Raw genomic sequence first — 15,276 nt, 5'->3', positions numbered from 1 at the left:
ATTAGTATTTTAAATTCATAGTGTTCAAGTTCTGTGTCAATCTTTAATATTTTATCAGATTGATATGAGACTTTTAACACTTCTTTATTTTAACCTATCCAACCAATTAGCATACCATTGAATAAGCTCCCTCTTCTCTTCAAAGTATTTAAATTTCGATTCTCTATTATATGATGCTTTAACTCTATTTCTTTCTTTATGAGCTAAACAAGCCTCTATAATATCAGAATGAAAACCATGCTCTTTATAAAGATTATGTGCAATTGTTGAAAACATACTTCTAAAGCCATGTACTGTATGTCTATTTTGATATCCAAGTCTTACTAATGTATCACTTAGAGTTGCACCTGATACACCTCTATCACTTTTTTGAGGTGATGGAAATACAAATTCACTTCTATGTCTTGAATAAGGCTCTATTTCTTTTATAAGCTTAATAGCTTGATGAGGCAAAGGACAAACAAACTCTATATTCATTTTCATCTTCTCTTTTGGTATAGCCCAATAGCCCTCTTCTAAATTTAATTCATTCCATCTCATTAATCTTATATTCTCACTTCTAACAAATATATAAGGAAGTAGTTTAAAGATAAATATAGTACTTATATCACTTCTGTATTTTTCACTTATTGAATTTATATCAATAAGCAACTGTTTAATATCTTCTGGTTCTATAAGTGCTGGAAGGTGTGCATCTTTTTTATTTGGTACAAGAATTGATTTTTTATCTATATCAGCAATGATATTATGCTCTACATATTCATTTGTAACTGCATACATATATATTTTATTTACTAAAGCTAGTAATCTATGAGCAGATTCTATTACACCTTTTTCTTGATACTTTTGTAAAGCATTTATAATATCTATTCTTCTAATATCTTTTATTGCTATATTACCTAACCATATAGTGATATTTTTTAGTATTCTTTTATTTTGAATAATAGTAGCTTCTGATTTACTCTTTTTTCTTAACTCTAACCAATCTTCTATTACATCACTTAAAGTTATTGTTTCAGATGTCTTTTTAGCTTTTTTAATTGATATAGGATTTACATTATTAGCTAATGAGTACTTAGCTTCATCTTTTTTTGTTCTTGCATCTTTTAAAGATACAGTAGGATAAATACCAAAAGACATAGATTTTCTTTTTCCACCATAAGTGAAGTCATATCTCCATGATTTTGTTCCATTCTTTTTAACTACAAAATAAAGACCTTCACCATCACTTAGTTTGTAATCTTTTTCTTTAGCTTTAGCATTTTTAAGTTGCGTATCATTAAGGGGTTTAACGGTTCTTGCCATTTTATTACGGTACTCACTTTCTAAAAGTTTCTCAGTACCGTCAATAATACCGTAAAAATACTGTAATTATTCTAAAAAGTTTGTAATTGATTGTTATTGTTTTGCAGTTTTAAACCCTACAAAGTATCGATTTTATAGGGTTTTTGTGATTATTTATTAATCTTTAGGAAGTAACTTAACAGGAACGATTTGGAACTCTTCCATATTCCAAACACCATTTTGTACATATGGCTCATTTGATAACCATTCATTGATTTCATCATCATCTTCAAAATCAACAAATAAAGTTGAACCAACCATTTGTTCTTCTTCAATTAAAGCACCTGCTTGGATAATCTTTCCTTCTGCCATTAATTTTTTTGCTCCCTCAACATGAGCATCTCTAACTGCAAGTCTTTTTTCTAAGGCCCCTTCATTGTCATAAGCGATTACTAAGTACTGCATCTTATCTCCTTCTTTTTTAAAAGTATATCATTTTATAATTACTAAATCATTAAAAAAATAGCCTTGCATATAGTCACATCCTAGGTTTACTGCCAAATCATAATCTTCTTTAGTTTCTATTCCTTCAATAATTGATTTTTGATTATTCATTTTTATTGTTTTTAATAAACCTTCTAAGTAAAATGTATAGTTTTTATTTTCTCTTATTTGAGCTAAGAATGATTTATCAATCTTTATATATTTACTTCTTGACATAAGAAAAAAAGAGAACATGGAACCATCTTGTCCAAAATCATCTAAAGCAGAATCGATATTTTTATTTTTAAGCCATTGACTAAACTGATGAATTATTTTAGTACTTTTTTCATCATCACTTCCATTTTCTGTTATTTCAACAACAATATTTTCTTTATGTGGTTTTAAAAAGTCTTCCCAATACTCTTTTTGTTCAATTGTATTTACTATATCAGCATCAAAATTTAAAAATAATTTTTTATCTTCATCAAAACATTCTATTTGTAACTCTTTATTTCTTCTTTCTAATTCAAAAAAAAGAAGATTATTATGATGAAGTTTTCTAAATATTTCTTCTGTACTAATTATCTCTTGATCTATTTCAAATTTTGAAAGTGCCTCATAAGCATATATTGATTCATTTTTTGAATTAATTATAGGCTCATATTTTGTTTGGTATTTTGCATTTTTAATTAAATATCTAAATTCTTGTGTGTTCATAAGCAAAATAATAGCAATAAATCACTTAAATATTATTAATAGTGATTATCAATTTTATAAATTAAAATAATTTGTTGCTATTAGAAATGTAATAGGATAGATAAGTACATTTGCATATCTAAAAAGTAGTCCTATTTTAATATTTGGCATAATTTCATCAAGTTCAGTATTAGCTGCAATCTTTGACATTATATTTAGTTTAAAGGCAATATCTAAAAACTTAATACCTACAATACTTAACATCCAAAAAGAGTTGTTTTGTAAATATATAACTAAAAATATTGAATATATAAAACTAAAATTTAATAAAAAAAATAAAAAGATATTGTATCTATATACTTTATAGTTATTAGCTAATATACCATGTAAAGTATCAGATTTTTGCCAGTTTGTTTCAAAGAGTTCAATGGCTACAAAAATGAAAAAAAGAGAAAGAATATCCATCTTTATACACCATTAGGGCCGAAGCCCTTTTTGGTTTTACTCAGAATCTTCTTCAGTTGAAGAAAATTTAACTTTTTTGTCTTTATATAGACCAGTTCCAACAGGAATTGTTCTACCAATAACTACGTTTTCTTTTAAGTCTTCTAACATATCCATCTTAGCAGAAATAGCAGCTTCTGTTAATACTTTAGTAGTCTCTTGGAATGATGCCGCAGAGATAATAGAGTCTGATGTTACAGCAGCTCTTGTAATACCAAGTAATAATGGTTCAGCAATTGCTGGTTTACCACCTAATTTAATGATTCTTGCATTTTCTGCTTGGAATCTTTTCTTAGAAACCATATCCCCAATAATAAACTTAGTATCTCCACCATCTAAGATAGAAACTTGTCTTAACATTTGAGATAAAATAACCTCAATATGTTTATCAGCAATATTTACCCCTTGAGATCTATATACTTGTTGTACTTCAGATACAATAAAGTAATGTAATGCTTTTTCACCTAAAATTCTTAATACATCATGAGGAGAAACTTGACCATCAGTTAATGCCTCACCAGCATGAACAAACTCACCTTCGTGTACTAAAATTTGTTTAGACTTCTCTACTAAATACTCTGCTTTATTAGCATTTTCATCAGTAACAATAATTCTTTGTTTGTTTCTTAAAGGTTTACCAAAAGAAACCATACCATCAAATGATGCAAGAACAGCAATTGATTTTGGTCTTCTTGCTTCAAATAATTCAGATACTCTTGGAAGACCTCCAGTAATATCTTTAGATTTTTGAGTTGCTTTTGGTGTTTTACCAAGAATATCAGCAACTTCTACTTCTTGACCTTCATTTACAAATAATGAAGTTTTTGGCTCTAAAGAGTATCTTAATAACTCTTTATTCTCAGTTGCAAGAATAATTGTTGGTTTATAACCAGCAGGGATATACTCATTAACAACTAATTTAGAAGTACCTGTTAACTCATCAAATTGCTCAGCAACTGTTACACCTGGAATAACATCTTCAAATGCAATTTTACCTTTTTCTTCTGCAATAGATGGGTTTGAATATGGATCCCACTCAGCAATAACTACTTGCTCAGCACTTGCAGGATTTGCAATAACTGAATCTTTTTCTACTGAAGAGTTATCATCTAATTCAACTACAGAACCTCTTGCTACATAGTGTCTTAAAGCTTCTCTATCATCAACATCAACGATAACAGCAAATAGACCTTTTTCATTTACAGCTTCACCAGCTTTAATGTCATGTCTTCTTTCTAAATAGTCACCTTTAAGCTTATAGTATTTAACCATACCTTTAGCACCAGAAACTATTGTAGATGTAATAGGAGCTCCATCTTCAACTTTTAATACAGAAGCAAAAGGAATTCTGTTTGGAACGTTCCATCCATCTTTAATCATCTCAACGATAGATTCATTCTCTTCAACTTCAAATTCGTCTTTGTATGGAAGATATAATTTACCTTCAATTTTACCAGATACACCTGCTAACTCATTTGGTTTAGCAACGTCATTCTTTCTTAAGTAATATTTCTTCTCTTCTTTACCATTTGTAATAGTTAAGATTGTCTCTTCGTGAATTGTCTCAACTGTTACTTTACCTTTAAATGGTGCATTAATTTTTGGTTCAACTAATAAGATACCAGCATTTCTTCTGTTAGAAACAATTTTTCTACCATTTCTATCAGTATATGTTCTAATGTTGTAGTATCTAATGAAACCTTCTTTATCAGCTCTTAACTCTCTTTCTGTTTGAGTTGCAGATGCTGTTCCCCCAACGTGGAATGTTCTAAGTGTAAGCTGTGTTCCTGGCTCTCCAATTGATTGAGCAGCAACAACACCAACAGCCTCACCTGGAGTAGCTTTTCTTTGCTCACCTAAGTTTAGACCATAACATTTTGAACATAAACCAATCTCTTCTTTACAAGTTAATGGAGTTCTAATTACAACAGATTTAACTTCAGCTTCTGCAACAACTTTTGCATCGTCTTCAGTAATTAATGTCCCCTCTGCAAATAAAATTTCATTTGAAATAGGATCAATAATATCTTCTGCAATTACTCTACCAGTAATTCTTTCTTCTAAAGACTCAATTAACTCATTACCAGAAGAGATATCTGTAATTTCAATACCTTCGTGAGTACCACAATCTTCATTTGTGATTCTTACGTTTTGAGATACGTCGATTAACTTTCTTGTTAAGTATCCAGCATTCGCTGTTTTTAAAGCTGTATCCGCAAGACCTTTTCTAGCACCGTGAGTAGAAATAAAGTACTCAAGTACGTTTAGACCTTCTCTAAAGTTTGAAATAATTGGTGTTTCAATAATAGTACCATCAGGTTTAGCCATAAGACCCCTCATACCTGATAACTGTCTAATCTGAGCTGCAGAACCCCTTGCTCCTGAGTCAGCCATCATATAAATAGAGTTGAATCCATCTTTATCTGATTGTACTAAATCCATCATCTCAGAACCAAGTTTATTATTAACCTCTGTCCAGATATCAATAATTTTATTATATCTTTCTTGCTCAGTTAATAAACCTTGTGCAAATTGCTTTTGAACTTCAATTACATCTTTTTTAGATTTAGCAATATGTTCTGGCTTAGTTTCTGGAACTTTAATATCATCAATTGATACAGAAATACCAGCTTCAGTTGCATATCTAAAACCTAAGTTTTTAAGATCATCTAAGAAAATTGGAGTTACTTTATATCCACCATATTTATAAACATAGTCAACTAATGTTCCAATATCTTTTTTCTTTAAAATTTTATTCCATAAAGTAGTTGGTACAAAATCAGGTAAGATTTCTTTAATAATTAATCTACCAATTGTTGTATGAATTACTTTATCTTCTACTTTTGTTCTAATTTTTGCATGTAAGTCAACTTGACCCATCTCTAATGCAATTTTAGCTTCATTTACATCTGTAACTAATTTATGTTCACCTTTTACACCATCTTTTTCTAATGATAGGTAGTAAATACCTAAAATCATATCTTGTGATGGTACAGCAATAGCTCTACCAGATGCTGGTAAAAGAATGTTCATAGATGACATCATAAGAATCTTAGCTTCTGCAATAGCTTCTTGTGATAACGGTACGTGAACTGCCATTTGGTCACCATCGAAGTCGGCGTTGAATGCCGCACAAACTAATGGGTGTAACTGAATTGCTTTTCCATCAATTAATACTGGGTGGAAAGCTTGAATAGACAGTTTGTGAAGAGTTGGAGCTCTGTTTAATAAAATTGGATATTCATCAACGATTTCATTTAAACATTCCCATACTTCATTTGCTTCTGACTCAATTAATCTTTTTGCAGATTTTAAAGTAGTTGCATAACCTTTTTCTTCTAACTTAGCCATTAAGTGTGGTTTGAATAGCTCTAAAGCCATTTTCTTAGGAATACCACATTGGTCCATATTTAAAGATGGTCCAACAACAATTACAGATCTTCCAGAGAAGTCAACCCTTTTTCCAAGTAAGTTTTGTCTAAATCTTCCTTGTTTACCTTTAATGATTTCAGATAAAGATTTAAGTGGTCTTTTGTTTGCACCTTTAACAGCATTTGCAGTTTTACCATTATCAAATAATGCATCTACTGCTTCTTGAAGCATTCTTTTTTCATTTCTAATAATGATTTCAGGAGCATCAAGTTCTGTTAATCTCTTAAGTCTATTATTTCTGTTAATAACTCTTCTATAAAGGTCATTAACGTCTGAAACAGCAAATTTACCACCATCTAATGATACAAGAGGTCTTAAATCAGGTGGAAGTACTGGTAATTGAGTTAACATCATCCACTCAGGTTTATTTCCAGAGTTAATAAAGTTTTCAACTACTTTTAATCTTTTTACAATAGTCTTTCTTTTTGCTTCAGACTTAGTAGCAGACATTTCAGATTTTAATACAGTTAATAATTCAATTAAATCAAGATTTTCTAGTAGCTCTCTAATTATTTCTCCACCCATGTTTGCTTCGAAACCAGTGTGGTCAAATAAATCAGAAATAGTTCTGTATTGTTCTTCATTTAAAATATCATATTTATTAACTTTTTTAGTCTTTTCGTTGTCATAGTATGCTTCACCTGATGCAGAAACAATATATGCTTCATAATAAAGTACTCTTTCTAAGTCTTTTAATTTAACACCAAGTAATGTACCAATTCTTGTTGGTAAAGAAGATACCATCCAGATATGAGCAACTGGAGATACTAAGTCAATGTGACCCATTCTGTGTCTTCTAACTTTAGATGAAGTTACTTCAACACCACATTTTTCACATACAACACCTTTGTATCTCATCTTTTTATATTTACCACAAAGACATTCGTAATCCTTTACAGGTCCGAAAATCTTTGCACAAAAAAGACCATCTCTCTCTGGTTTTAATGTTCTATAGTTAATAGTTTCTGGTTTTTTAACCTCACCAGAAGACCAAGAAAGAATTTTTTCTGGGCTTGCTAGTCTTAATTGAAAAGCAGAAAAATCTTGCGGTCTTTCTAACTCTTTAATTTCAATAGGTTCTAATACTTTTTCATTATTGCTCATTATCTTCTACCTCGTCAAAAATATCAACATCTAGTCCAAGAGCTTTAAGCTCTTTAGTTAATACGAAGAATGTTTCAGGAACACCTGACCTTGGAACGTTTTCACCATTTGCAATAGCTCTATATGCTCTAGTTCTACCTTCAACGTCATCCGACTTAGTCGTTAACATCTCTTTAAGAACATTTGTTGCACCATAAGCTTCAAGTGCCCAAACTTCCATCTCTCCGAATCTTTGTCCACCAAATAATGCTTTACCACCAACTGGCTGCTGTGTAACAAGTGAGTAAGGTCCTGTAGATCTTGCGTGAACTTTTTCATCAACTAAGTGGTGAAGTTTCAGCATATACATATAACCTACGTTTACTCTCTCTTTCATTTTATCACCAGTTTTACCGTCATAAAGTGTAGATTTACCATCTGAATCAATTTTTGCTAATTCAAATAGTTTTTCAAACTCATAAACTTCAACACCATCAAATACTTGTGTTGCAAATCTTACACCTTTTGCCCAGTCTTGACCATATTTTACTAACTCTTCATCAGATAATGAGTCCATGAACTCTTTACCCTTCATAAGTTTAGCAACTGAAGCAATTTCAGTCATTTTTTCTCTAAGTTCTTTAATAAACTCTTCTCTTTTTGCTTCAAAAATTTCTTGGATTTGGTTACCAATTTTTTTACCAACTAATCCTAAGTGAACTTCCATAATCTGACCAATATTCATCCTTGAAGGTACCCCTAGTGGGTTAAGAATAACGTCAACTGTAGTTCCATCTTCTAAGTATGGCATATCAACTTGAGGAACAATATTAGAAACGATACCTTTGTTACCGTGTCTTCCTGCCATTTTATCCCCAACTTTGATTTTTCTCTTAGTTGCAATATAAACTTTAACTTGTTTAATAACACCACTTGGTAAGATATCATCATGCTCTAATACTTGAAGTTTTTCTTCATGGTCTTCTCTTAGAGTTGATTTCTCTTTAATAAAGTGATCTTTAATTGTGTTATATTGTTTTTCTACTTCTTTAGAGAATGATGCAACAACTTTTTTCATAGCAAATCTATTAACATTTGCTAATACATCAACAGGGATATTATCACCTTTTTTGAATGTTGTACCATCTAGCTCTAAATCTTTTTCTAATGATGCTTTAGATAATAAATCATTAATTTTTAGAATTTCTTCTCTATCAAGCATTAATAATTTATCATGATGCTTAATATCTAATTCATTCTTCTCAGCTTCAATTTCTGCAACTGCTCTTTCGTCTTTTTCGTATCCTTTTTTAGTGAATACTTTAACATCAACAACTACACCTTCCATTGAAGTTGGACAGTATAATGATTTATTAATTACGTGACCAGCTTTTTCACCAAAGATTGCTCTTAATAATCTCTCTTCTGGAGTTGGTTTAATTTCACCTTTTGGAGTAACTTTACCAACTAAAATCATTCCTGATTTAACATGCGTACCAACTTTAACAATACCTGAATTATCTAAGTGAGTAATTGATTCTTCTTTAACACCTGGTAAATCTCTAGTAATCTCTTCATTACCATGTTTAAGTTCTCTACACTCAACTTCTTTTTCATAAATATGAACAGAAGTAAAGGCATCTTCTTCAATTAATCTTTGAGATAAAACAATAGCATCCTCATAGTTATATCCATTCCATGGCATAAAGGCAACCATTGCATTAACACCAACAGCTAACTCTCCATTATCCATTGAAGGACCATCAGCAATAACTTGACCTTTTCCTACAAAATCACCTTCTTTAATAGCAGTTCTTTGTCCAAAAGATGTATTATTATTAGTTCTAACATTTTTGTTTACTTCATAATGGTCAATAAATGCACCATTTTCATCTTCACCAGAGATGTAAATGTTTTTAGAGTCTGCTTTTTCAACAATACCAGCTCTTTTTGCTTTAATTGCTTCCCATGCATCTCTTGCTACAGTTTTTTCTAAACCTGTACCAACAATTGGAGCATTTGGTCTTAATAATGGAACAGCTTGTCTCATCATGTTCGATCCCATAAGTGCTCTGTTGGCATCATCGTGTTCTAAGAATGGAATTAAAGATGCAGCAACACCCATTACCATTTGAGAAGAAATATCAATTAAATTAACTTTGCTTCTTTCTACTAATAGAATCTCTCCATCTTGTCTTGCTTCAATTAAGTTTTCTGCAATCTTTCCATTATCATCAACTTTTGTTGAACCTGGAGCAATAATCATTCCCTCTTCTTGAGTAGCAGTTACATAGATGATTTCATCAGATATAACACCATCAACAACTTTTTTATATGGAGCTTCAATAAATCCTAACTCATTTACTTTCGCAAATGTAGATAAAGTATTGATAAGACCAATGTTTTGACCCTCAGGAGTCTCAACTGGACAGATTCTACCATAGTGAGTTGGGTGAACGTCCCTTACTTCAAATCCAGCTCTCTCTTTAACAAGACCACCTTCACCAAGTGCAGAAAGTCTTCTTTTATGAGTAACTTCAGATAATGGGTTAGTTTGATCCATAAATTGTGATAACTGACCAGATGTAAAGAACTCAGTAATAGTTGATGTAATCATTTTAGAGTTAACTAAATCATGAGGCATAATATCCTCTAATGTACCAGATAAAGTAGTCATTTTATCTCTAATTGCTTTTTGCATCTTAATTAAACCAGAGTGTAACTCATTTGCAAGTAATTCACCAATTGCTCTAATTCTTCTGTTACCTAAGTGATCTCTATCATCGATGTGACCATGACCAGCTTTAACTTTTACAAGATACTGAACAGTTTTGATAATATCTTCATAAGTTAATACAGTTACATATTCAGGAACATCTACACCTAACTTGTGGTTCATTTTCATTCTACCAACTTTAGTTAAGTCATATCTTTCTGGATCAAAGAATAGTTTTCTAACGAACTCTTTTGCAGCTTCTTTAGTTACAGGCTCACCTGGTCTCATAACTTTATAAATTCTGATTGCTGATAAATCATTTTCATCATCAATTTGCTCAGTTTGTTTTAATAGTTTTAAAGACTCTGCATCTTGTTTAAATGCATTGATAATAGAGTTATCTACACCTGAAGCTAAATCATTTGCAATATCAAAATTATCAAAACCAAGGTCAAGTAATTTTTTAAGTTTTAACTCATCTAATGTAGTTAAAGCATCAAATAATACTTCTCCTGATTCTGGATCAAAGATTGTATTAGCTGTTGATCTATCCATTAATAAATCAACTGGATACTCTACTAATTTAAGACCACCATCAACTAAAGCTTTCGCTTTTCTAGCTGTAAGCCTTTTACCAGCAGCAATAACTAAATTACCTTTATCATCTTTAATATCAAATTCAACTCTTCCTGTAAAATCATCAGGATTAAATTCTGTTAAGAATTTATTGTTTTTAATTTTAATATTTAAAATTGGATAAAATAATTTAACGATATCTTCTTTTGAATAACCAAGAGCTCTAAAAAGAATTGTTACAGGAACTTTTCTTCTTTTGTTAATTCTTACATATAATACATCTTTTGCATCATATTCAAAATATAACCATGACCCTCTATCAGGAATAATTTGACCTGTGTAGATTAATTTATTTCCTGCAGTATTTGATTCTTCTTCTTTAAAGATAACACCTGGAGATCTGTGTAATTGATTAACAACAACTCTTTCAACACCATTTACAATAAATGAAGTTCTGTCTGTCATTAATGGAATTTCTCTGATAAATAAAGATTGCTCTTTCATATCTTTAACACCGATTTTTTCACCAGTTTTTTCGTCTAAATCCCATAAAGTTAATCTAATATTGATTTTTAAAGGTATAGAGTAAGTTAGTCCTCTTACCATTGACTCTCTAACATCATACTTAGGTTTTCCTACCTCAGAACCTAAATATTCTAATGTTATTCTGTTTTGTGCATCATGAATTGGGAAAACTGATTTGAAAACTTTTTCTACACCAGCCTCGTCTCTTTCATCTTTTCCTATCATTAGGAAATTTTCATAACTGTTTTGTTGTAATTGTAATAAATTTGGAATTTCAATTTGTTGAGGATTTTTTGCAAAATCAACTCTAAGTCTATTACCAGATTTTAAAGAGTTTAACATTGTCGACCTTATTAAAAATGTGGTTTACTTTTTAGCTTTGTTTATAAAGCGCAAAAGCATCCTTAAAGGATAGGGTTAAAATTCCTTGAAAAATTCTAACCTTAACCTTCAAAGATGCTGATTTTATGCAAGGGCCTAAGCCCTGCATAACGGTATATAAATATACGGGAGTGTAGAAATTATGCTAATTCTACAACTGCTCCAGCAGCTTCTAATGCAGCTTTTGCAGCTTCAGCGTCTTCTTTAGAAACACCTTCTTTAACTACAGCACCAGCTTCTTCAGCCATAGCTTTTGCTTCTTTTAATCCTAAACCAGTTAATGCTCTGATTTCTTTAATTACGTTGATTTTTTTAGCACCAGCGTCTTTTAATACAACGTTGAATTCAGTTTTTTCTTCTGCAGCTTCAACAGCTCCACCAGCTACAGCACCAGCTACAGCTACAGGTTGTGCAGATACACCAAATTTTTCTTCGAATTCTTTTACTAATTCAGATAACTCTAATACAGATAAACCAGAGATGTATTCTAATACGTCTTCTTTAGAAATTGCCATTTCGTTTTCCTTATAATTCTTTTTTTATTATTAATATTTATAAATTGCGTTTAAATTACGCAGCCTCTTCTTCTTTTTTTCTTCTAAGAGCATCAAGCCCAATAGTAAAGTTTCTAACTGGTCCCATCCATACAGATGCAAGCATACCAAGAAGTTCTTCTCTAGATGGTAATTTAGCAAATGCATTAACAGTTGCAAGATCAGCAATTTGACCTTCAATAATACCAGATTTAATTGCGAACTTATCTTTATTTGCAGTAGCAAATTTATCAGCAACTTTACAAGCAGAAATTTGATCTTCAGACCATAAGAAAATGTTGTTTCCAGTTAACTCAATGTCACCTAACTCAGCATTTTTAACAGCAACTGTTACTAATGTGTTTTTTGCAACTTGAACTTTAACACCAGATTCTTTAGCATCAACTCTTAATTTTTCTAAGTCTTTGTGTGAAACACCATTGAAATCACAAACTACGATAGCTTGAGACTCTTTAAACTCAGCACATAAGAAATCAATTACTTCAGCTTTTTGTTGTTTAGTCATAATAATTCTCCTTTCAAAACATCCAACTTCGGCAGGTTTTACAAAGTACAGGAGTAGTACTTAACCGGCTATCTTCAGTTTTTAATGTAGTGCTTTGATTAACACTCAAACGTGGGGATAATTTATCCCCACTATTGAATATTAATTAGTTAATATAATTATTTGATATCCATAATTTCAGCTGCATCTAATGTAATAGATGGAGACATAGTTAATGAAATTGCTGCATTAGTAACATACTTACCTTTTGCAGATGCAGGTTTAGCTTTGTTAATTGCAGTAATAAATGCTTCAATATTTTCTTTGATTGCATCTTCAGTAAATGATACTTTACCTACTGCTGCTTGCATATTACCTTTTTTATCAACTCTATATGCTACTTGACCACCTTTAGCATCGTTTACAGCTTTAGTTACATCCATAGTAACTGTACCAGTTTTAGGGTTAGGCATTAAACCTTTAGGTCCTAAGATTCTACCTAATTTACCTACTAGACCCATACAATCAGGAGTAGCAATTAATACATCAAAATTAATTTCTCCACCTTGTACAGTTTCTACTAAATCATCGTTTCCAACAATATCTGCACCAGCAGCTTTTGCTTCATCCATTTTAGCACCTTTAGCAAATACTGCAACTCTTACAGTTTTACCAGTACCATTTGGAAGTACAACAGCACCTCTGATCATTTGGTCAGCATGTCTTGGATCAACATTTAAGTTTAATGCAACTTCTACTGACTCATCAAATTTAGCAGATTTTAAATCTTTTAATAAAGTACAAGCTTCTGCTAATGAATATTTTTTATCTTCAATTTTTTCAGATAAAGCTTTAAATCTTTTTGAAACTTTTTTTGCCATTTTTTTCTCCGCAATTTATATTTTTTTGCTACCGCTATTTAAAGCCAGTGGTCAGGCTAGTTTGTTGAATTATAATTCAACATCAATTCCCATAGATCTAGCTGAACCAGCAACAATTTTTGCAGCTTGCTCTTTATCATCAGTATTTAAATCAGCGATTTTCATATCAACGATTTCCATAACTTGATCTTTAGTTAACTTTCCAATTTTATTTTTAAGTGGATTGTCTGAACCTTTTTTAATACCAGAAACTTTTTTAATTAAATCAGTCATTGGTGGTTGTTTTAATGTAAAAGTAAAACTTTTATCTCCATAAATTAAGATTTCAACTGGAATTGTATAACCAGCTTTATCTTTAGTTTTTTCATTGAATGCTTTACAGAATTCCATGATGTTAATCCCTCTTTGACCAAGAGCTGGACCAACTGGTGGTGATGGGTTAGCAGCACCTGCAGGAATTTGAAGTTTTAAAATACCTTGTACTTGTTTAGCCATGCTATTTTCCTTTATAAATTTATTATTGTTTTTAATGTGATTTAGGCATTAGGGAATAAAACTCTATGGAAGCGAAGTTTTATTGCCTAATGCCTAAATAATTAAAATTAAACTACTCTTTCTACTTGAGTATAAGTAATTTCAACAGGAGTATTTCTTCCAAAAATAGAAACATTTAATTTTAGAATTCCTGATGCCATATCAAAGTCTTCAACAATACCATTAAAGTTTGCAAATGGACCTTCATTAATTCTAACAGTCTCACCTTTATCAAATGACACTTTAGGTTTAGCTGCTGCTCTATTTTGTACTTTATCTAAAATAGAATCAATATCTTTTTTTGATAAAGGAGTTGGTTTTTTAGACTCTCCAATAAATCTTCCAACCTTTGGCATTGATTGAATTCTATGCCATAATGCTGTATCTAAATCGATTTTAGCAAAAGCATATGCAGGATATAAAGGTCTCTCTACAATAGATTTCTTACCTTTTTTTACCTCAATTAAATCTTCTGTTGGAACTAATACTTCAGAGATTCTTCCATCTCCCATCTCTTCAGAAAGTCTTTCTAATGCTCTTTTAACTGCTAGTTCACTTCCTGAGTGTGTTTGAATTGCATACCATTGTTGTGCCATTAATTATTTCCTTAGTTCATTACAGCTGATAAGCTTAAAGACATGATTGTGTCAATTAATGCTAAAAATAATGTGATAACTGTTACTACTACAAATACAGAAAGATAAGCAGATCTGATTTGTTCTTTGATAGGGAAAATTACTTTGAATAGTTCTTCTTTAGCATTTTTATAGTATGTTTTAAATTTGTTCACAATCGACTCCAAATATTTAAGCTTAAAAATTCTTTTAAAAAAAGTCGAAACTGTTTTTAAAAAAACTTTTTCAAGTGGCAGGCCAGGAGGGACTCGAACCCCCAACCATCGGATTTGGAATCCGGCGCTCTACCATTGGAGCTACTGACCTTTAAGTAAAGGCAGTTAAGAAAGTCTTACGACTTTAACTTAACTTCCTTATGAATTGTATGTTTTTTTAATCTTGGACTATACTTTTTAATCGCCATTTTCTCAGTATGAGTTTTTGGGTTTTTGTAAGTAGTGTAGTTGATATCACCACACTCCTCACATTTTAGTCCGATTTTGATGCTTACACCGTTACCCATAAGTTA

The 15,276-nt window shown here is 31.1% G+C and carries 13 protein-coding genes and 1 tRNA gene; all 14 read right to left on the bottom strand.

What is annotated here, in order from left to right; genetic code table 11:
* Positions 1 to 84 precede the first annotated feature (84 nt).
* Positions 85 to 1,305, bottom strand: coding sequence for a tyrosine-type recombinase/integrase (locus ABIV_RS01920; protein ID WP_114838283.1), 1,221 nt, complete (start codon positions 1,303 to 1,305; stop codon positions 85 to 87).
* Positions 1,306 to 1,461: 156 nt separating this feature from the next.
* Positions 1,462 to 1,749 carry a YciI family protein gene (locus ABIV_RS01915; RefSeq protein ID WP_114838282.1) on the bottom strand — a complete coding sequence of 96 codons (288 nt, stop codon included), beginning with the start codon at positions 1,747 to 1,749 and terminating at the stop codon, positions 1,462 to 1,464.
* 27 nt (positions 1,750 to 1,776) lie between these two features.
* The gene (locus ABIV_RS01910; RefSeq protein ID WP_114838281.1) at positions 1,777 to 2,484 is read right to left on the bottom strand and encodes an EAL domain-containing protein; all 708 of its coding nucleotides are present in this window, start codon (positions 2,482 to 2,484) and stop codon (positions 1,777 to 1,779) included.
* Between the two features lie 54 nt (positions 2,485 to 2,538).
* Positions 2,539 to 2,928 carry a hypothetical protein gene (locus ABIV_RS01905; RefSeq protein WP_114838280.1) on the bottom strand — a complete coding sequence of 130 codons (390 nt, stop codon included), beginning with the start codon at positions 2,926 to 2,928 and terminating at the stop codon, positions 2,539 to 2,541.
* Between the two features lie 36 nt (positions 2,929 to 2,964).
* Positions 2,965 to 7,503, bottom strand: a complete 4,539-nt coding sequence (gene rpoC, locus ABIV_RS01900; protein WP_114838279.1) for a DNA-directed RNA polymerase subunit beta' — start codon at positions 7,501 to 7,503, stop codon at positions 2,965 to 2,967.
* Positions 7,493 to 11,641, bottom strand: coding sequence for a DNA-directed RNA polymerase subunit beta (gene rpoB, locus ABIV_RS01895; protein ID WP_114838278.1), 4,149 nt, complete (start codon positions 11,639 to 11,641; stop codon positions 7,493 to 7,495). The genes rpoC and rpoB overlap by 11 nt, the downstream gene beginning before the upstream one ends.
* A gap of 179 nt (positions 11,642 to 11,820) precedes the next feature.
* On the bottom strand, positions 11,821 to 12,195 hold the full coding sequence (rplL, locus tag ABIV_RS01890; protein ID WP_114838277.1) for a 50S ribosomal protein L7/L12: 375 nt from the start codon (positions 12,193 to 12,195) through the stop codon (positions 11,821 to 11,823).
* Between the two features lie 55 nt (positions 12,196 to 12,250).
* Positions 12,251 to 12,739 (bottom strand): 50S ribosomal protein L10, encoded by a 489-nt coding sequence (rplJ, locus tag ABIV_RS01885; protein WP_114838276.1) that lies wholly within the window; start codon positions 12,737 to 12,739, stop codon positions 12,251 to 12,253.
* A 158-nt stretch (positions 12,740 to 12,897) separates the two neighbouring features.
* Positions 12,898 to 13,599 carry a 50S ribosomal protein L1 gene (gene rplA / locus ABIV_RS01880; protein WP_114838275.1) on the bottom strand — a complete coding sequence of 234 codons (702 nt, stop codon included), beginning with the start codon at positions 13,597 to 13,599 and terminating at the stop codon, positions 12,898 to 12,900.
* A 69-nt stretch (positions 13,600 to 13,668) separates the two neighbouring features.
* The gene (gene rplK, locus ABIV_RS01875; RefSeq protein WP_114838274.1) at positions 13,669 to 14,094 is read right to left on the bottom strand and encodes a 50S ribosomal protein L11; all 426 of its coding nucleotides are present in this window, start codon (positions 14,092 to 14,094) and stop codon (positions 13,669 to 13,671) included.
* Between the two features lie 107 nt (positions 14,095 to 14,201).
* Positions 14,202 to 14,729, bottom strand: coding sequence for a transcription termination/antitermination protein NusG (nusG, locus tag ABIV_RS01870; RefSeq protein ID WP_114838273.1), 528 nt, complete (start codon positions 14,727 to 14,729; stop codon positions 14,202 to 14,204).
* 11 nt (positions 14,730 to 14,740) lie between these two features.
* A complete protein-coding gene (gene secE / locus ABIV_RS01865) occupies positions 14,741 to 14,923 on the bottom strand; it encodes a preprotein translocase subunit SecE (protein ID WP_114838272.1) in 183 nt (60 codons plus the stop codon).
* Between the two features lie 75 nt (positions 14,924 to 14,998).
* A tRNA-Trp gene (locus tag ABIV_RS01860) sits at positions 14,999 to 15,074 on the bottom strand.
* Between the two features lie 25 nt (positions 15,075 to 15,099).
* Positions 15,100 to 15,270: a 50S ribosomal protein L33 gene (rpmG, locus tag ABIV_RS01855; protein ID WP_072682534.1), complete on the bottom strand. Its 171-nt coding sequence runs from the start codon at positions 15,268 to 15,270 to the stop codon at positions 15,100 to 15,102.
* Between the last annotated feature and the right edge of the window lie 6 nt (positions 15,271 to 15,276).

The sequence above is a fragment of the Halarcobacter bivalviorum genome (assembly GCF_003346815.1).
GTDB lineage: Bacteria > Campylobacterota > Campylobacteria > Campylobacterales > Arcobacteraceae > Halarcobacter > Halarcobacter bivalviorum.
The sequence above is the reverse complement of the archived record's forward strand: the minus strand, read 5'-3'. Positions and strand labels throughout refer to the sequence as shown.